Source organism: Klebsiella sp. 141240, from assembly GCF_050600805.1.
Taxonomy (GTDB): Bacteria; Pseudomonadota; Gammaproteobacteria; order Enterobacterales; family Enterobacteriaceae; genus Klebsiella; species Klebsiella aerogenes.
In genome coordinates this window covers 357,307-375,662 of the sequence record NZ_JAQIRK010000003.1, presented here as the reverse complement: position 1 = coordinate 375,662, position 18,356 = coordinate 357,307, and the positions used below count along the sequence as shown (strand labels likewise).

15 protein-coding genes and 1 riboswitch are annotated in these 18,356 nt (G+C 56.8%); of the genes, 9 read left to right on the top strand and 6 right to left on the bottom strand.

Annotation, left to right across the window (positions count from 1 at the left end):
* Window positions 1-9: 9 nt before the first annotated feature.
* A complete protein-coding gene (locus PGQ95_RS07550) occupies window positions 10-1,491 on the top strand; it encodes a pyridoxal phosphate-dependent decarboxylase family protein (RefSeq protein WP_430917546.1) in 1,482 nt (493 codons plus the stop codon).
* 68 nt (window positions 1,492-1,559) lie between these two features.
* Here the strand turns inward: PGQ95_RS07550 and PGQ95_RS07545 are convergent, their stop codons facing one another.
* The 4 genes from PGQ95_RS07545 to PGQ95_RS07530 form a co-directional block, all read right to left on the bottom strand.
* On the bottom strand, window positions 1,560-2,750 hold the full coding sequence (locus PGQ95_RS07545) for a cytochrome c biogenesis protein DipZ (protein WP_430917544.1): 1,191 nt from the start codon (window positions 2,748-2,750) through the stop codon (window positions 1,560-1,562).
* Window positions 2,751-2,838: 88 nt separating this feature from the next.
* Window positions 2,839-4,191, bottom strand: coding sequence for an ATP-binding protein (locus PGQ95_RS07540; RefSeq protein WP_430917542.1), 1,353 nt, complete (start codon window positions 4,189-4,191; stop codon window positions 2,839-2,841).
* On the bottom strand, window positions 4,191-4,928 hold the full coding sequence (locus PGQ95_RS07535) for a response regulator (protein ID WP_213316112.1): 738 nt from the start codon (window positions 4,926-4,928) through the stop codon (window positions 4,191-4,193). The genes PGQ95_RS07540 and PGQ95_RS07535 overlap by 1 nt, the downstream gene beginning before the upstream one ends.
* Before the next feature lie 86 nt (window positions 4,929-5,014).
* Window positions 5,015-6,007, bottom strand: coding sequence for an alpha/beta fold hydrolase (locus PGQ95_RS07530; RefSeq protein ID WP_430917540.1), 993 nt, complete (start codon window positions 6,005-6,007; stop codon window positions 5,015-5,017).
* Between the two features lie 247 nt (window positions 6,008-6,254).
* Between PGQ95_RS07530 and PGQ95_RS07525 the strand changes: the two genes are divergently transcribed.
* The 7 genes from PGQ95_RS07525 to pqqF all read left to right on the top strand — a co-directional run bounded on the left by PGQ95_RS07525 (window position 6,255) and on the right by pqqF (window position 12,921).
* Complete coding sequence (locus PGQ95_RS07525) at window positions 6,255-7,274, top strand: dipeptidase (protein WP_430917538.1); 1,020 nt, start codon at window positions 6,255-6,257, stop codon at window positions 7,272-7,274.
* Window positions 7,275-7,412: 138 nt separating this feature from the next.
* Window positions 7,413-7,484, top strand: a complete 72-nt coding sequence (pqqA, locus tag PGQ95_RS07520) for a pyrroloquinoline quinone precursor peptide PqqA (RefSeq protein WP_002905689.1) — start codon at window positions 7,413-7,415, stop codon at window positions 7,482-7,484.
* Between the two features lie 54 nt (window positions 7,485-7,538).
* A complete protein-coding gene (gene pqqB / locus PGQ95_RS07515) occupies window positions 7,539-8,456 on the top strand; it encodes a pyrroloquinoline quinone biosynthesis protein PqqB (protein WP_042897361.1) in 918 nt (305 codons plus the stop codon).
* A gap of 2 nt (window positions 8,457-8,458) precedes the next feature.
* Complete coding sequence (gene pqqC / locus PGQ95_RS07510) at window positions 8,459-9,214, top strand: pyrroloquinoline-quinone synthase PqqC (protein ID WP_045394234.1); 756 nt, start codon at window positions 8,459-8,461, stop codon at window positions 9,212-9,214.
* Between the two features lie 2 nt (window positions 9,215-9,216).
* Window positions 9,217-9,495, top strand: coding sequence for a pyrroloquinoline quinone biosynthesis peptide chaperone PqqD (pqqD, locus tag PGQ95_RS07505; protein WP_430917535.1), 279 nt, complete (start codon window positions 9,217-9,219; stop codon window positions 9,493-9,495).
* On the top strand, window positions 9,482-10,624 hold the full coding sequence (gene pqqE / locus PGQ95_RS07500; protein ID WP_430917533.1) for a pyrroloquinoline quinone biosynthesis protein PqqE: 1,143 nt from the start codon (window positions 9,482-9,484) through the stop codon (window positions 10,622-10,624). The genes pqqD and pqqE overlap by 14 nt, the downstream gene beginning before the upstream one ends.
* Window positions 10,624-12,921, top strand: a complete 2,298-nt coding sequence (gene pqqF, locus PGQ95_RS07495; RefSeq protein WP_430917531.1) for a pyrroloquinoline quinone biosynthesis protein PqqF — start codon at window positions 10,624-10,626, stop codon at window positions 12,919-12,921. Before pqqE ends, pqqF begins: the two co-directional genes overlap by 1 nt.
* A 5-nt stretch (window positions 12,922-12,926) precedes the next feature.
* Here the strand turns inward: pqqF and mrdA are convergent, their stop codons facing one another.
* Both mrdA and PGQ95_RS07485 read right to left on the bottom strand, forming a co-directional pair.
* Window positions 12,927-14,846, bottom strand: a complete 1,920-nt coding sequence (mrdA, locus tag PGQ95_RS07490) for a penicillin-binding protein 2 (RefSeq protein ID WP_183269073.1) — start codon at window positions 14,844-14,846, stop codon at window positions 12,927-12,929.
* A 186-nt stretch (window positions 14,847-15,032) separates the two neighbouring features.
* Window positions 15,033-15,665 (bottom strand): LysE family translocator, encoded by a 633-nt coding sequence (locus tag PGQ95_RS07485; RefSeq protein WP_087859615.1) that lies wholly within the window; start codon window positions 15,663-15,665, stop codon window positions 15,033-15,035.
* Window positions 15,666-15,682: 17 nt separating this feature from the next.
* Window positions 15,683-15,762, bottom strand: a riboswitch (ZMP/ZTP riboswitch).
* A 363-nt stretch (window positions 15,763-16,125) separates the two neighbouring features.
* Here PGQ95_RS07485 and katG point away from each other — a divergent pair.
* Window positions 16,126-18,303 carry a catalase/peroxidase HPI gene (gene katG / locus PGQ95_RS07480; RefSeq protein ID WP_430917528.1) on the top strand — a complete coding sequence of 726 codons (2,178 nt, stop codon included), beginning with the start codon at window positions 16,126-16,128 and terminating at the stop codon, window positions 18,301-18,303.
* The last annotated feature ends 53 nt before the right edge of the window (window positions 18,304-18,356 follow it).

Sequence of the window (18,356 nt, the reverse complement as noted above, 5' to 3'; positions counted from 1 at the left end):
GTGGAGTAAGTGACCGCAATGTCCAAATTGAATCCGATTCTGGCTGGGTCCGCGGCAAGCATTGACGCTTACCAGCAGGTCATTTCCCAGACCAGCCAGGCGGTTGCGCAGTGGCTGCAACAACCTGAAATGTATCAGGGGAAAAGCGTTGATGAACTCCGTGAGCGCATCACCCTTGATTTTAACGAACAGGGTCTGGGCAACCAGGCGGCGATTGAACGTGCGATCGAGTACTTCCTGAAAGACAGCCTGTCGGTGCACCATCCGCAGTGCGTGGCGCACCTGCACTGCCCAAGCCTGGTTATCAGCCAGGCGGCGGAAGTGCTGATCAACGCCACCAACCAGAGCATGGACTCCTGGGATCAGAGCCCTTCAGCCACCATCATTGAGATGAAGCTGATCGAATGGCTGCGCGCCCAGGTTGGTTATCCGGCTGGCGATGCCGGCGTCTTCACCAGCGGCGGTACCCAGAGTAACCTGATGGGCCTGATGCTGGCGCGCGACGCCTTCTTTGCCCGTCAGGGGCATTCCATCCAGCAGGATGGTATTCCGGGCGACATTCGTCAGTACAAAGTACTGTGCTCGGAAAACGCCCACTTCTCGGTGCAGAAGAACATGGCGCTGATGGGGCTTGGCTATCGCTCGGTCACGTTGGTGAAAACCGATGAATTCGCCCGTATGGACGTCACCGACCTGAAGGCGAAGATTGCGCAAGCGCAGGCCAACGGCGAGCAGATCATGGCCATCGTCGCCACCGCCGGTACCACCGACGCGGGCGCGATTGACCCGCTGCGTGATATTGCCGGTATCGCGGCGGAGCACCAGATCTGGCTGCACGTTGATGCCGCATGGGGCGGCGCGCTGCTGCTGTCCGAGCAGTATCGCGATTACCTTGACGGCCTGGAGTTAGTGGATTCAGTAACCCTGGACTTCCATAAGCAGTTCTTCCAGACCATTAGCTGCGGCGCCTTCCTGCTGAAAGATGCTCGCCACTACGAGCTGATGCGCTATCAGGCGGCCTATCTGAACTCCGAGTTTGATGAAGAACACGGCGTTCCGAACCTGGTCTCCAAATCGCTGCAGACCACCCGCCGCTTCGATGCGCTGAAGCTGTGGATGGGGCTTGAGGCACTGGGCAAGAAACAGTACGCTTCAATCATCGATCATGGCGTGACGATGGCGAAAAACGTCGCGGAATTCGTGAAGTCTCAGCCAACGCTGGAGCTGGTCATGCAGCCGCAGCTGGCAAGCGTGCTGTTCCGCTCACGTCCGGCGCAAATGGCTGGTAGTGATACCGCCGCGATCGCCCTGCTCAACCAGCGCGTGGGCGACGCCCTGCTGGAATCCGGCCGCGCCAACGTCGGCGTGACCGAGCATAACGGCGTAACCTGCCTGAAGCTGACGCTGCTCAACCCGGTGGTGACGCTGGACGATGTGAAGGTCTTGCTGAGCCTCGTTGAACGCACCGCCCAGGAACTGCTGGCGAAATAAGACGCTGCCGATTAGCGAGTGTCCTGCAAAAGCCGATAACTGCTGTTATCGGCTTTTTTATTTCCTCCTCACGTCCGCGCTTCGCGCAGCAGTTGTTGGATCACCTGCTCCTGACGGGCATAATCACCTTCGCCAAAGGCGGTATAACGCAGTTGTCCCCGCGCATCGAAGAAATAATGCGCCGGCCAGTACTGATTACCAAACGCATTCCAGATGGCGTAGTTGTTATCTGCGACAACCGGATAGTTTAGCTGCCGCTGGCTGACCGCTTCACGAAGCTGCGGCAACGACCGTTCCCACGGATATTCCGGCGTATGTACGCCAATCACCACCAGCCCCGCATCGCGATACTTATTGGCCCACGCCCGTACATAAGGCAGCGTATGCTGACAGTTGATGCAATCGCGGGTCCAAAAATCAATCAGCACCACCTTACCCTTTAACGCCGCATTGGTAAGGGGTGGGCTATTAATCCATGCGGTACCGCCTTGCAATTCTGGCATAGCGCTGGTTGGCCGCGGCGCAACGATCGGCTCCAGCCGAACTCGTTGTGGATCCTGGGGCATAAACGCGCTGAGCCGCTGCTCCAGACGATGGGTTAAACCGCTGGCGCCCTGCAGATAACGATCGCTACCGCTGGCGATTAATGCCACTGCGGCCAACATTGCCACGCCAGCCAGTTGGCGTAACCGCCCACTTATCACCTGACCACCGCGCAAACGGGAAATCAGCCGCGCCCCGAACCACCCCAATAGCAGCAACATCAGCGCGCATCCGCTGGCATAGGAAAGCAGCAAGATGCCGGTCGTCACTGAATTTCCTTGCAACAACGCCAGGCTAAATATCGCCCCCAGCACCGGTCCCGCGCACGGCGCCCAAAGTAGTCCAATCGCCAGTCCGGCGAATACTGAAGCGAGCCCACTGCCATAACGATAGCTCTGTTGGTTAAGTTGATTACCCAACGCAACCGCTGGCGATCCGAGCCAGCCTGCAACGCGTGTTGACAGCAAACTGATAGCCACAACGACCAAAAAGCCCAGCGCCAGCCAACGCCCGACGATAGTCAGATTGACTAACCATCCCCCTGCCGCCGTGGCCAGCAGCGATACAGCGGTAAACATCAACCCCATACCGAACAACAACAGGATGAGTTGTCCCTTACGCCCGCTTACGCTGGCAAACACCAGCGGGATCACCGGTAAGGTACAGGGGCTAAGCAGCGTCAACATACCGGCCAAAAATGCAATCACAACAGCCATGATCATTCTCCTTTGCAACGTTGCCGAAGTGGCAACGTCAGCATTACAACAGGCGATTGTATGGCGGATATGTCCGTGAAACGGCGGTTTAGTATAGGGATTTATCTGCAGTTGGAATGGATACAGAAGGATACAAAGCGGCGGCATTGAGACGTACCCGCGCCTCAAGACCGCCCTGTTGAAGATTGTGCAGGGTCAAACTTCCCTGCATCTGTCCGGCGAGCTGGGCGGCGATTGCCAGCCCCAAACCGGTACCGCCGGTATCGCGATTACGTGACTGCTCGAGCCGATAAAACGGCTGCAGTACGGCGGTGAGCTCTTCTTCCGGGATGCCGGGGCCATCATCAGCAACGTGAATGATAACATCGCCATTCGGCGAATAACTCAGGCTGATTTCCACCTTTTCGGCGTATTTCAGCCCATTATCGATTAAATTACTAATGATTCGCCGCAGCGCCTGCGGCTGAAGCGCCATGACGTCCGCCCCTTTAGCGGCATGAAAACTGACCGCTTTACCGATGTCGGCATAATCACAGGCGATGCTATCCAGTAATGCATTGAGACTCATCCGCTGCGGCGCTTCTGCCAGCGGTTCGGCCGATCGTGCCAGCGCGATGCCTTCACGGACCAGCCGGGTCATGCTATCGAGATCCTGTAACAGCTTATCGCGGAGTGCCGGTTGCTCGGCCATCTCGACCCTTAGCTTCATACGGGTAATCGGCGTCTGCAAATCGTGGGAGACCGCCGCCAGGATCCGCGTGCGCTCCTGCAAATGGTCCTGTATTCGCTTTTGCATCGCGTTGAAGGCGCGCGCCGCGCGCTGCACCTCTTGTGGTCCCTTCTCGGCCAGCGGCCCTGCAGCCGGAGTAGCCGGTTGCAGCGTATCAATGGCGCGGGTAAAGCGGGTCATCGGTGCGACCACCTGGCGGACGGCGTACCAGGCGCAAAATAGCAGTAACAGAAACTGCGCGACCAGCACCAGCGGTAGCCAACGTGCGATGGCCGGCAGCTTTGGCCACAGGTCAATGCTGAGCGGCGCGCCGTCGCGCAGGGTGACGTGGGCCTGAATATGTTCGCGCGGTCCAGGGACGGCGATAATACTCACAGGATAGCGACCGCTCAGGGCTTCCTGTAACGAGCGTACCGCATCGCGGGTACGCCAGCTGGTGGGATAATCGCCAGTTTGTCCGGCAGAAAGCTGATAGCGGTAGTTACCGCGCGCCAGACGCGCCAACCAATGCGGCCGTTCTTGCGCAGGAAGACGATCAAGGATAGCCACGCTGGTGGCGACATCGTATTCAAGGTTGCCCAGCATGACGCTACGGGCGCTGCTCATGCGCTCGTAGAGCAGAAGCGATAGCGTCAGGGCATTCGCGAGCAGCAGAGCGAGGAAAATCATTATCATTAAGCGCGACTGCAGTGACGCCGGCCACACTTTCATTATCGCGCCTCGCGGATCGACACCGGCACTGACAGCACGTAACCCTCGCTGCGCACGGTTTTGATATAGGCGGGCTCACGCGCGTCCTCCCGCAGGCGCTGACGCAGGCGGCTCACCAACAGATCGATAGACCGTTCAAACAGTTCGGCATCACGCCCCTGGGTAAGATTCAACAACTGATCGCGGTTGAGCACCCGTTGAGGATGATCAAGAAACACCCGCAGCAGGCGATATTCCGCCCCGCTTAGCGCCACAATTGTGCCACTCTCGTCCAATAGATGCCGCGCCGAGGTATCGAGCTGCCAGTCGCCAAAAGCGATAAGCCTGCCGGCTTCGCTGATTTGTAAATTGGGGGGAAGCGCGCGGGCGCGGCGTAAGATGGCTTTGATCCGCGCCAGTAGCTCCCGCGCCACGAAGGGTTTCACCAGATAATCGTCGGCCCCCATCTCGAGACCAAGTATACGGTCGCTATCTTCGCTACGCGCGGTCAACATCAGCACCGGGATATCCTGTTGGTCATCATTGCGCAACTGGCGACAAAGGGTTAAACCATCGTCGCCGGGCAGCATGATATCGAGGACAATCAGATCGATTTGATGGTTTTTAAGTACAGACCACATCGCTTTGCCATTAGCTGCGCCGCTGGCGCGATAGCCCGATTTCTCCAGATAACCCACGATCAGTTCGCGGATATCGCGATCGTCATCGACAACCAGGATGTGGTCAATACGTTCCAAAGGCGTCTCCTGCGGAAAAATAAGCTCATGAAAAGCATATGCGGCTTCTCCGTAAGCGCAACTCTGCGCTTGCGGCGCGGTGAGGCTTATAAGCGATCGGCGTCAATAACCGCCTGAACAAATTCCGCTGGCGCCTCCTGCGGCGGGTTATGTCCCACTGCGCCTTTGAAATCCCGATGCTCATATTTACCGGTGAATTTCGCCCGATAGCTATCCGGCGCCGGATGCGGCGCGCCATTGTTTTCCCCCTCGATGGTAATCGTGGGTACGATAATCGCCGGCAGTTTCGCGAGTCGCTGTTCGTAGGCCGCATATTTCGCTTCACCCTGCTCCAACCCCAGGCGCCAGCGGTAGTTGCTGATGGTGACGGCAACGTGATCCGGGTTATCCAGCGCTTTCGCGCTATTGGCGAACGTGGCATCCGTGAATGTCCACCGCGGCGAAGCCTGATGCCAGATAAATTTAGCAAAGTCATGGGTATTTTGCCGGTAGCCCGCCTCGCCGCGCGGGGTGGCAAAGTAGAATTGATACCACCACGACAGTTCCGCCTGCGGCGGTAACGGCTTCTCGCCAATTTGCTGGCTGCTAATCAGATATCCGCTCACCGATACCAGCGACTTAACCCGCTGCGGCCAGAGCGCCGCGACGATATCCGCTGTACGCGCGCCCCAGTCAAAGCCGGCGAAATCCGCTTGCTTAATATTTAGCGCATCCATTAGATGCACAATATCCGCCGCCATCGCCGATGGCTGACCGTTACGCGGCGTTTTAGCCGACAGGAAACGGGTGGAGCCGTAGCCGCGCAGATACGGCACGATGACCCGGTAACCCTTCTGCGCCAGCGCCGGGGCCACCTGCGCGTAGCTTTGAATATCATACGGCCAGCCGTGCAGCAAAATTACCGCCTGGCCATCGCGTGGCCCCATATCGACATAACCGATATTCAAATCGCCGGCGTTGATTTGTTGCACCTTGTCGAAAGCGCCTGCGTCTTCAGCAGCGCACACGCTGGCAGACCACAGCGCGGAGAGACACAGCGCCGCCGCGCTGACATGACGGATTGCGGATAATCTGTTCATCCTCATTTCACCTTTTATCTGGAAGTGTTAAGCAAGTACGTGAACAGTTAATCAGGCCTGTGTATCCAGCATGTGTGGGATTTATCGTGTTTTTGCATCGCCATGTATGTGGATTGCCGATTGATACAGTGTGATACAAACGCCAGATTTGGCGATTGTTGCTAAGTTGTGAATTTCCGCTTGCCGCAGCGAACAAATCAGTTACCGTGTCAGGCATTTCCAGTACAACCAGCAGATGGAGCGCGCTATGGCGATTTTTGATGGTCACAATGACCTGCTGCTCAATTTATGGCTTCACCATCGCGAGGATCCTGCAACCGCTTTCTTTGCCGGGATTGAGAACGGTCATCTCGACTATCCGCGCATGCAGCGAGGCGGATTTGCCGGCGGGCTGTTCGCGCTATTCGTGCCGCCGCAGGAATATATTGCCCGTATGGCGCCGCAACACGCCAACCAACGGTGGGATCCGATCGCTATCCTCTGGCAGCAACTGGCCATTCTGAAGCAACTTGTCGCGCAGTCCGCTGGACGCGTGAGATTGTGTCTGAGCGCGGCGGATATCGAACGCTGCCGCCAGGATAATGTACTGGCGATGGTGGCGCATATTGAGGGCGCCGGGGGTTTTGATGGCGAGGGCCGCGACCTGCAGGCCTTTTATGCCGCCGGGGTACGCAGCATTGGTCCGTTCTGGAATATTGCAAACCGCTTCGGCAGCGGCGTTAACGGTTCGTTTCCCGGTAGCCCGGACACTGGACCTGGACTGACAGCGGCAGGTATCTTTCTGATTAAGCAGGCCAATGCCTTGAAGCTGCAGATTGACGTGTCTCATATGAATGAAAAAGCGTTCTGGGATACCGCCCATCACTCGACGTCTCCGCTGGTCGCCACCCACTCTAATGCCCATGCGCTATGCCCGCAGCCGCGTAATCTTACCGATGAACAACTGCTGGCGATTCGCGACAGCGGCGGCGTGGTCGGCGTCAATTTTGGCAACGCCTTCCTGCGCGCCGACGGCAAACGCGACAGCGATACTCCATTACGTACCATCGTTCACCATATCGACTATCTTATTAACATCATGGGCGTCGATCACGTGGCGCTGGGATCCGATTTTGACGGCATTACGCTACCGGACGAATTGGGCGACGTCAGCGGTTTACCACGGCTAATCAACGCATTGCGCGATAGCGGTTATGAACAATTGGTGCTGGATAAACTGCTGTGGGGTAACTGGCAAAGCGTATTAAAAAATGTTTGGCAACAATAGGTTATATTGTAAACATAAGGTTAAATACTTACATGTTGCCGGTTGACCTTTATCCCCCTGAGGGGCAATATTTGATTGCCATCACAAAACCGACACAACCGACGATGTTGATGTCGCATTTTTATAGAGGAAAAAACAATGTGGAAGAAACCTGCTTTTATTGATTTACGTCTGGGTCTGGAAGTTACGCTGTACATTTCCAACCGCTAATCGCTCCGCCCGCCGTCCGTGCGGGCATTTTGTTTTTTTATCTGGTCCGTCTTCATGTTTATAAAAGTCCTCGGTTCCGCCGCTGGCGGAGGCTTTCCCCAGTGGAATTGTAACTGCGCCAACTGTCAGGGTCTGCGCAATGGCACGATTCAGGCCACCGCCCGTACTCAATCTTCCATTATCGTGAGTGATAACGGTAAAGAGTGGGTGCTGTGTAACGCCTCTCCCGATATCAGCCAGCAGATTGCCCATACGCCAGAGTTAAATAAACAAGGCGTTCTGCGCGGCACGCATATTGGCGGCATTATCCTTACCGATAGCCAGATTGACCATACAACCGGGCTGCTGAGCCTGCGCGAAGGGTGTCCCCATCAGGTCTGGTGCACGCCGGAGGTACATGAGGATCTCAGCACGGGTTTTCCCATTTTTACTATGTTACGGCACTGGAACGGCGGCCTGATTCACCATCCTGTCACCCCGCTGGATAGTTTTACCGTTGACGCCTGTCCCGACCTGCAGTTTACCGCCGTCCCCATCGCCAGCAATGCGCCGCCCTACTCGCCGTTTCGCGATCGCCCGCTGCCGGGCCATAACGTGGCGCTGTTTATCGAAAACCGCCGTAACGGCCAGACGCTGTTCTATGCGCCAGGGCTTGGCGAACCGGACGAAGCGCTCCTGCCGTGGCTGAAAAAAGCGGACTGCCTGCTAATTGACGGTACCGTCTGGCAGGATGATGAACTGCAGGCTGCCGGCGTCGGGCGCAATACCGGTCGTGATATGGGCCACCTGGCGCTTGGCGATGAACACGGCATGATGGCGTTGCTGGCCTCACTCCCGGCAAAGCGCAAAATTCTGATTCATATCAATAACACGAATCCTATCCTTAACGAGCAATCGCCGCAGCGCAAGGCCCTGACGCAACAGGGAATTGAAGTGAGCTGGGACGGGATGCCTATCACGCTTCAGGACTAACTATGCAGATACGCGAAACCCTATCGCCACAAGCGTTTGAACAAGCGCTACGGGAAAAAGGCGCCTACTACCATATCCATCATCCGTACCATATTGCGATGCATAACGGCGAGGCCAGCCGCGAACAAATCCAGGGCTGGGTGGCGAACCGTTTTTACTACCAGACCAATATCCCGCTAAAAGACGCGGCGATTATGGCAAACTGCCCCGATCCACACACCCGACGCAAATGGGTACAGCGGATCCTCGACCACGATGGCAGTCACGGCCAGGAAGGCGGTATTGAAGCCTGGCTGCAGTTGGGTGAAGCCGTGGGGCTAAGCCGTGATGAGTTACTCAGCGAGCGCCACGTGCTGCCCGGGGTGCGTTTTGCCGTCGACGCCTACGTCAATTTTGCCCGCAGGGCCAACTGGCAGGAAGCGGCGTGCAGTTCGCTGACCGAACTGTTTGCCCCGCAAATTCATCAGTCGCGCCTCGACAGCTGGCCGCAGCACTATCCATGGATCAAAGAAGAAGGCTATTTCTACTTCCGCAGCCGCTTAAGCCAGGCCAATCGCGACGTCGAACATGGGCTGGAGCTGGCGAAGATCTACTGCGATAGCGCGGAAAAGCAGAACCGGATGCTGGAGATCCTGCAGTTTAAGCTCGACATTCTGTGGTCGATGCTGGATGCCATGACCATGGCCTACGCGTTGCAGCGCCCGCCCTATCATACGGTCACCGACAAGGCGGCCTGGCACACGACCCGACTGGTATAACTATGCAAAAAAGCGCAATCATCGCCTTTCGTCGCGGCTACCGCCTGCAGTGGGAAGCTGCTCAGGATAGCCACGTGATCCTCTATCCGGAAGGAATGGCGAAACTGAATGAGACCGCCGCCGCGATCCTCGAACTGGTCGATGGTCAACGCGACGCGTCAAAAATAATCGCCGAACTCAACGCCCGTTTCCCGGAAGCCGGCGGCGTCGATGACGACGTCATCGAATTCCTGCAGATAGCTTACCAACAGAAGTGGATTATCTTCCGTGAGCCAGAATAAACCCGCCGTTAATCCGCCGCTGTGGCTACTGGCGGAGCTGACCTATCGCTGTCCGTTGCAGTGCCCCTACTGCTCTAACCCGCTGGACTTTGCTCAGCAGGAGAAAGAACTCACCACCGAACAGTGGATTGAGGTCTTTCGCCAGGCGCGGGCCATGGGTAGCGTGCAGATGGGGTTCTCCGGCGGCGAACCGCTGACGCGTAAAGATCTGCCGGAGCTGATTCGCGCCGCGCGCGACCTCGGTTTTTACACCAATCTGATTACGTCAGGCATTGGGCTCACCGAGAGCAAACTCGACGCCTTCAGCGAGGCCGGGCTGGATCATATCCAGATTAGCTTCCAGGCCAGCGATGAAGTGCTTAACGCGGCGCTGGCGGGCAACAAAAAAGCGTTCCAGCAGAAGCTGGCGATGGCGAAAGCGGTAAAAGCACGCGACTACCCGATGGTGCTGAACTTTGTCCTGCATCGCCACAACATCGACCAGATCGATAAAATCATCGAGCTGTGTATCGAGCTGGAAGCGGATGACGTTGAGCTCGCCACCTGCCAGTTTTACGGCTGGGCGTTCCTCAATCGTCAAGGGTTACTGCCGACCCGCGAACAGATCGCCCGTGCTGAACAGGTCGTTGCTGATTACCGACACAAAATGGCGGCTAACGGTAATCTGACCAATCTGCTTTTTGTCACCCCGGACTACTACGAAGAACGACCCAAAGGCTGTATGGGCGGCTGGGGCTCGATATTCCTCAGCGTAACCCCGGAAGGCACCGCACTGCCGTGCCACAGCGCTCGCCAGTTACCGGTCGAGTTCCCGTCGGTGCTGGAACAGAGTCTGGAATCGATCTGGTATGACTCATTTGGCTTCAACCGCTACCGCGGATTTGAATGGATGCCGGAGCCGTGCCGTTCCTGTGATGAAAAAGAGAAAGATTTCGGCGGTTGCCGCTGTCAGGCCTTTATGCTAACCGGCAATGCCGATAACGCTGACCCGGTGTGCAGCAAATCGCCGCACCACCATAAAATCCTCGAAGCGCGGCGCGAAGCGGCCTGCAGCGACATAAAAATCAGCCAGCTGCAGTTCCGCAACCGCACCCGTTCACAGCTGATTTATAAAACCCGGGAATTGTGATGACCACCGCCACCCGCATCGTGGAACTGGCAGGCGGCATGCGCGCAACGCTGATTCATCAGCCGCAGACGACGCGTGCGGCGGCGTTGGTTAAGGTGGGCGCCGGAAGCCATCACGAAACCGATGCCCTGCCGGGGCTGGCCCATTTACTGGAACATTTGCTGTTTCGCGGCAGCCAGCGCTATCACGATGATGAGCGATTAATGGCGTGGATCCAACGCCAGGGCGGCAGCATCAACGCCACCACCCTTGCCCGCCACAGCGCCTATTTCTTCGAGGTCGCCCCCAATAGTCTGGCCGAGGGCATCACCCGTCTACGGGATACGCTCCAGGCGCCGCTGCTGTCGCCTGAAGATATCCGTCAGGAACTGGCGGTCATCGATGCGGAAAATCGGCTTATCCAGCAGCACGATCCCTCCCGCCGTGAAGCCGCGGCCCGTCACGCGATGGCGGCGCCCACGGCTTTTCGCCGTTTTCAGGTCGGCAGCATGGATTCGCTGGGCGGAAACTTGCCTGCGTTGCGGAGCGCGCTCGGCGAGTTTCATCAGCGCTATTATGTCGCCAGCCATCTGCAGCTATGGCTTCAGGGGCCGCAGTCGCTTGATGAATTAGCCGAATTGGCCCATTTTTTTGCCGCGGGGTTCCCTGGCGGCCTGCCGCCGGAAAGCCCGTCGTCTGCGTATTTTAGCAATAATGTGGATTTTCAACTGGCCGTTGAAGACAAACCGGCGGTATGGCGTTGTCCGCTGATCGATATAAGTGACAACGTCACTACTTTTCGCGAATTCTTACTGGATGAAGCGCCCGGCAGCCTGCTGGCCGGGCTGCGTGAATGCGGGCTCGCGGACGATATCGCGTTGAACTGGCTTTATCAGGATGAACGCGTCGGCTGGCTGGCGCTGGTATTTAGCAGCGACCATCCCGACGCCATCTATCAGCATGTCGAGCAATGGCTGCAGGCATTGCGGCACACCTCGCCTGAACAGCAGATGCACTATTACAGGCTGGCGCAGCGGCGTTTTGACGCACTGACCCCGCTCGAACAGCTCCGCCAGCGGGCATTGGGTTTTGCGCCCGATTCCCCGCCCGTCGATTTTGCTGGCTTCTGCGCCAGCTTGCTGTCTGCACCTGCCTCTTCGCTGGTTTGCCGCAAAATAGCGGCTGGCGATGGCGTGGCAACCCAGGGCTTTACCTTACCGCTCAGCCGCTGGCAGCCACGGACAGTCGTGATTGATCCGCTGGCATTTAGCTTTTATCCGCAGGCGGCGACCATTGTTACATCTGACCTGCCGCCAACGACCAGCCCGCTGTTGCACGTCATTGCAGATAATCAAACGCCAACGCTGATCGTTCGCAAACCTTTCTATAGCGTGCTTAGCCAGGCGCAAGGGATGGCGATAAGCCAGCAGATCCGTCCCTTGCTCGCGCAACTTCGCCATACAGGCGGCAGCGGCGAGTGGCAAACGGTGGACGGCAACTGGCAGCTTACTCTACAGCTACCTGAATCCGACGGCGTAGCGGAGCGCGTCGTCACCGCGCTCATGCGCCGATTATCTCAACCCGCGCCGGGGACGACATTCGCGTCTGAAACCGTTGCGATTCGCCAGCTACTGCAACAATTACCTGAACATCTGACTAACACCCCGGCGCAAGAGGGTTGGCTGGCGGCGATGGTGGGCGGCAGCGGCAATCTGGCGCAGCAGGTTGCCCGTCAGTTGACGCTGCTCAACGCCCCGGTCAACGCCGAACTTCACTCTTCGGCGGGCTGTAACCGCGGTATTCAGCGTATTCCTCATGCCAGCTCTGATAGCGCGCTACTGGTTTTTATTCCATTGCCTGAGGGGGCATCGCTGGCCGCGCTGCAACTGCTGGCGCTACTTTGCGAGCCGCAATTCTTCCAGCGTCTGCGGGTCGAACAGCAGATTGGCTACGTGGTGAGCTGCCGTTTTCAGCGGATCGCCGATCGCGATGGCCTGCTGCTGGCGCTGCAGTCGCCAGATCGTTCTATCAGTAATCTACTACGCTGCTGTAAAATCTTTCTCCGCCAGTTAACGCTGTGTGGGCAAGCCGAGTTCAGCCAGTTACAACACCAACTGGCTGAGCAGAACGGTCAGGCGCGGGACGCCAGCGCAACCGCGCTCGCCGCCCTGCGCCAGCGCTATCATCTACCGTTAGCCACGCCGCAGGACGTTAACGAGCTGCAGTTGGGCGAGGTCATCGCGCTATGGCGTGAGATAACTCGCCGTCGCCGTAGTTGGCAAATCTTATATAGCGCGCCGACGACTTCCACCACTTAAGGTCGTTACTGCGCATCAGCGCTTTCGACCTGCGGAACGTTGCTTTGCGCGCTATCCGCAGCTGGCGCATTCGCCGGGTCGAAGATATGGTCGAGAATCGCGCGCGCCGTCGGGCCAGCGACAACGCCATCGCCGCCGCCATTTTCGAGAATGAGCGCCATCGCCACTTTCGGATGCTGATACGGCGCAAACAGGGTATAAAAAATATGGTCGCGCAGACGCACCGGGATCATTTTGGCATTGTAGGTTTGATTCTCCTTCAGGCTAAATACCTGCGAGGTCCCCGATTTCGCCGCAATCTGGTACGGCGCGGTATGGAACAGCTTATATCCCGTTCCGTTCGGCAGGTTCGCCATCCCATACATACCATTGCGGACAATCCCCCAGTATGGCGATTTCGGGTCGCCGACCTGCGGTAAATTGGCCGGCTGCTGGAAGCGTTCGACCTTATTCCCCTGCTTCATTGAATACAAAAGATGCGGGTTTTGTACCTTGCCGTTGTTGATTAGGGTGGTCAGCGCTTTCACCATTTGAATAGGAGTGGCGATCCAGTAGCCCTGGCCGATACCGACGGAAATCGTATCGCCCTGATACCACGGTTTTTTATGGACCCGCTGTTTCCATTCGCGGCTCGGCAAAACCCCGGCGTATTCTTCATTGAGATCGATGCCGGTCGATTGTCCGTAACCAAACTTGCTCAACCACTCGTGTATACGGTCGATGCCCATCTCAAAAGCGACCTGGTAGAAGAAGGTATCCGCCGACTCTTCAATCGCTTTGGTCACATTCAACATACCATGTCCCGTTTTTAACCAGTCGCGATAGCGGCGCTGAGTACCCGGTAGCGTCCAGGTCGGCGCGCCAAAGAAGGTGGTATTTGGCGTAATCACCCCGGCGGAAAGTGCTGAGAGCGCCATATACGGCTTGACCGTGGAAGCCGGGGGATACAAGCCCTGAGTGACGCGGTTAATCAGCGGGCGATCCTGGTTATCGAGCAGCGATTTGTAAGCCTGGTAGCCAATCCCCTTAACGAAGGGATTAGGGTCATAGCTGGGGCTGGAGACCATTGCCAGTACGCCGCCGTCGCGCGGGTCGACGGCCACGACCGCGGCGCGCTGGCCCTTCAGGACCGACTCAATATACTGCTGCAAATGCAGGTCGAGCGTCAGATAGATATTTTTGCCGGCGACCGGCGGGACTTCTTTCAACAGGCGAACAACGCGGCCATGATTGTCTACCTCGACTTCCTGATAACCAGTGGTGCCGTGTAGTTCTTTTTCGTAATAGCCTTCAATCCCCTGTTTACCGATATTGCGATCGGCCGCGTAGTTTTCTGCTTCGCCGTTTTTCGCCAGCCGTTGCAAATCGTTATCGTTAATTTTCGAAACGTAACCGACAACGTGCGCCAGTTCCGCGCCATAGGGATAACTTCGCTGCTGGTAGCTCTCGACGGTGACGCCTGGAAAACGGAATTCGTTGACCGCGAAGCGCGCCACTTCCACATCGGTAAGATCGGATTTCAGCGTCACTTCTTTATAGCGGCTATTGTGGTGCATATCGTCGCGGAAACTGGCGATATCATCCGCCGTCAGGTCGACAATCGGGCTTAACGCCTGAAGCAGCGCCGACATATCGGCAATCTTGCTGGGGATCACCTGCAGGCGATACAGGGTGATATTTTGCACCAGCGGAATACCGTTGCGGTCGAAAATCAGCCCCCGGCTTGGCGCGATCGGCAGCATTTTAATGTCGTTTTGATTGGAACGAGTCTGATAAAAATCGTGCTGCTCTACCTGGAGATGGTAGAGATTGAAAATCAACACGCCAAAGCAAACCACCACCAACAGGAAAGCAATAACGGCGCGGCGGATAAACAGCATCTCTTCTGCCGAGTGGTCGCGGATCTCATCTCTCAATAGGGGCATTGGCGGCAATTTACCTGCGTCACTGGAAAGCACAAAAAATAAAGGCGGGGAAGAATAGCTTTATTGACGCATTAGCCCTACAGAAAGGTTGCTAATGAACTGGCAGAAATGTATCAGTATGTTAGAACGTGAGATGCCTTTCTCCGGTTGAGAAAGGCATAAGCATGCGGGGTTTGCCAGCAACGGTTATTTTCTGGCCTCAAAAGCTATTTTCACGGCCATTCCGGCAAGTACCGTCGCCATCAGCCAACGTTGAAATTGTTGCCAGCCCGGCCGCCGCCCAAGAAAAAGCGCCACCTGTCCGGCCAGCATAATAATAAGTCCGTTTACCGCCACGCTTATTAGCGCCTGGGTGCAGCCTAGTATGAGCGACTGACTCAGCACGCTGCCGAGTCCGGGGGTGATAAACTGCGGCAGCAAAGACAAATACATAATAGCCACTTTAGGATTCGCCAGGCTGGTAAGAAAGCCCATCAGAAACAGCTTACGCCCGCTATCTGCCGGTAAGTCGCGTACCGCGAAAATCGGCCGCCCGCCGGGTTTAATCGCCTGCCACGCTAAATAGAGTAAATAAGCCACTCCGCAAATTCGCAACGCATCGTAGGCATAGGGTACGGCGAAAACCAGCGCGGTTATGCCAAAAGCGGCGCACAGCATATAACAGAAAAATCCCACCGCAACGCCAGCAAGAGATATAAAGCCGGCGCGTTTTCCCTGGCAAATCGACCGTGAAGTGAGGTACATCATGTTGGGGCCAGGCGTTAACACCAACCCCAACGCCACCGCGGCAAAAGCCGATAATGAAGCTAATTCAGGCATAACTTATCTCCAGATAGGGGTAATGCCCAGGCGCGCGGCGTACTTGACCATGCTCCCCAACAGTATTCTGTCTTTAGCGCCAGTCACATGGTGTCTAAGTATTAGCTTATTCCCGTTCGGTCGACAACCATTTCGCCCTTCCCGACCGTTTGGGTTTACCGGCGTTTTCGGCACGCCGCTTGACTGGCAACGCTAATCCTTTCATCGCAGTAAAATTGTCATATCTCAAACAATTAGCGATCCGTAGCGGTTAACGCATCATAACGTTTCCTTTACCGCTGCGTTACGACTATGTTTAAAGGTGTGGTTTTGAATTTCGCCGATTACACACAATAAAACGCTGGTTTTATTTATGTTTGTTGAACGGTAAAAGCTATTAAATCCGTAGACTCATTCAAATATCGCTTATTGGTAGCAGTGTATATCGTAATGGCATTCACAAAAGCAAACGGAGCCTGATATGAGCACGTCAAATGATCCCACTAACAACCCATCCGCAGGGAAATGCCCTTTCCACGCCGAGACGCCGAAGCAAAGCGCCGGCAGCGGTACCGCTAACCGTGATTGGTGGCCCAACCAACTTCGTGTTGACCTGCTGAATCAGCACTCCAACCGTTCTAACCCGCTGGGTGAAAACTTCAACTATCGGGAAGAGTTTAAAAAGCTCGACTACTCCGCATTAAAAGCCGACCTTCGCGCACTGCTGACCGACTCCCAGGAGTGGTGGCCCGCCGATTGGGGTAGCTACATTGGCCTGTTTATTCGCATGGCGTGGCACGGCGCGGGGACCTACCGTACCGTTGATGGCCGCGGCGGCGCGGGTCGCGGGCAGCAGCGTTTCGCTCCGCTTAACTCCTGGCCGGATAACGTCAGCCTTGATAAAGCCCGTCGCCTGCTGTGGCCGGTAAAACAAAAATACGGTCAGAAAATTTCCTGGGCCGACCTGTATATACTGGCGGGTAACGTCGCATTAGAAAACGCCGGCTTCCGTACCTTCGGTTTCGGCGCAGGCCGCGAAGACGTGTGGGAACCAGACCTCGACGTTGACTGGGGCGATGAAAAAGAGTGGTTGAAGCACCGCCACCCGGAAAGCCTGGAAAAACAAGCGCTGGGCGCCACCGAAATGGGTCTGATCTATGTCAACCCGGAAGGCCCTAACGCCAGCGGCGATCCGCTTTCCGCCGCGGCAGCCATTCGTGCCACCTTCGGCAATATGGCGATGGACGATGAAGAAATCGTCGCGCTGATCGCCGGCGGGCATACGCTGGGTAAAACGCACGGCGCCGCACCGGCAAGCCACGTTGGCCCAGAACCAGAAGCCGCCCCGCTGGAATCTCAGGGTCTCGGCTGGAGCAGTACTTACGGCAGCGGTGTAGGCGCGGACGCTATCACTTCGGGTCTGGAAGTGGTATGGACGCAAACCCCGACCCAATGGAGCAACTACTTCTTCGAGAACCTGTTCAAATATGAATGGGTGCAGACGCGCAGCCCGGCGGGCGCAATTCAGTTTGAAGCGAAAGATGCGCCGGAGATTATTCCCGATCCGTTTGATCCGAATAAAAAACGTAAACCGACGATGCTGGTAACGGACCTGACGCTGCGCTTCGACCCGGAATTCGGCAAAATCTCACGCCGTTTCCTGAACGATCCGCAGGCCTTCAACGAAGCCTTCGCACGTGCCTGGTTTAAGCTGATTCACCGTGATATGGGGCCAAAATCCCGTTATCTCGGCCCGGAAGTGCCAAAAGAAGATCTGATTTGGCAGGATCCATTACCGGCACCGACACATAACCCAACCGCCTCCGATATCGCCACATTGAAAACGGCCATTGCGGATTCAGGCCTGTCGGTTAGCGAACTGGTCTCCGTTGCCTGGGCTTCCGCCTCAACCTTCCGCGGCGGTGACAAGCGCGGCGGCGCTAACGGCGCGCGTCTGGCCCTGCTGCCACAGAGAGAATGGCCGGTAAATGCCATTGCCAGCAAAGTGCTGCCAACGCTACAGGCAATCCAGAAAGCATCCGGTAAAGCTTCGTTGGCGGATATCATTGTTCTGGCGGGCGTCGTGGGAGTTGAGCAAGCCGCTGCCGCTGCCGGCGTTCGCGTAAACGTGCCATTCGCGCCGGGTCGCGTTGATGCGCGCCAGGATCAGACCGATGTTGAAGCAATGGATCTGCTGCAGCCGCTGGCCGACGGTTTCCGTAATTACCGTCGCATCGAAGGCGGAGTGTCGACGGAAACGCTGCTGATCGATAAGGCGCAGCAGCTCACCCTGACGGCGCCGGAAATGACGGCGCTGGTCGGCGGCCTGCGCGTGTTGGGCGCTAACTTCGATGGCAGCCAACATGGCGTCTTCACCGATCGCGTCGGCGTCCTCAGCACTGATTTCTTCGTCAACCTGCTGGATATGGGCACGGTCTGGAAAGCCGCTGATGATCAGGCGGAGCTGTTTACCGGTCGCGACCGTAAGAGCGGCGAAGAGAAATATACCGCCACTCGCGTCGATCTGGTGTTCGGTTCTAACTCGGTCCTGCGCGCGTTGGCCGAAGTCTATGCCTGCGCCGATGCGCAACAGAAATTCGTCACGGATTTCGTTGCCGCGTGGACGAAAGTGATGAATCTGGACCGCTTCGATCTGTAATTCCCCTGCCCGCCGGTGAATAACCAGCGGCAGGTTACTCGGTTAAAGCGCCG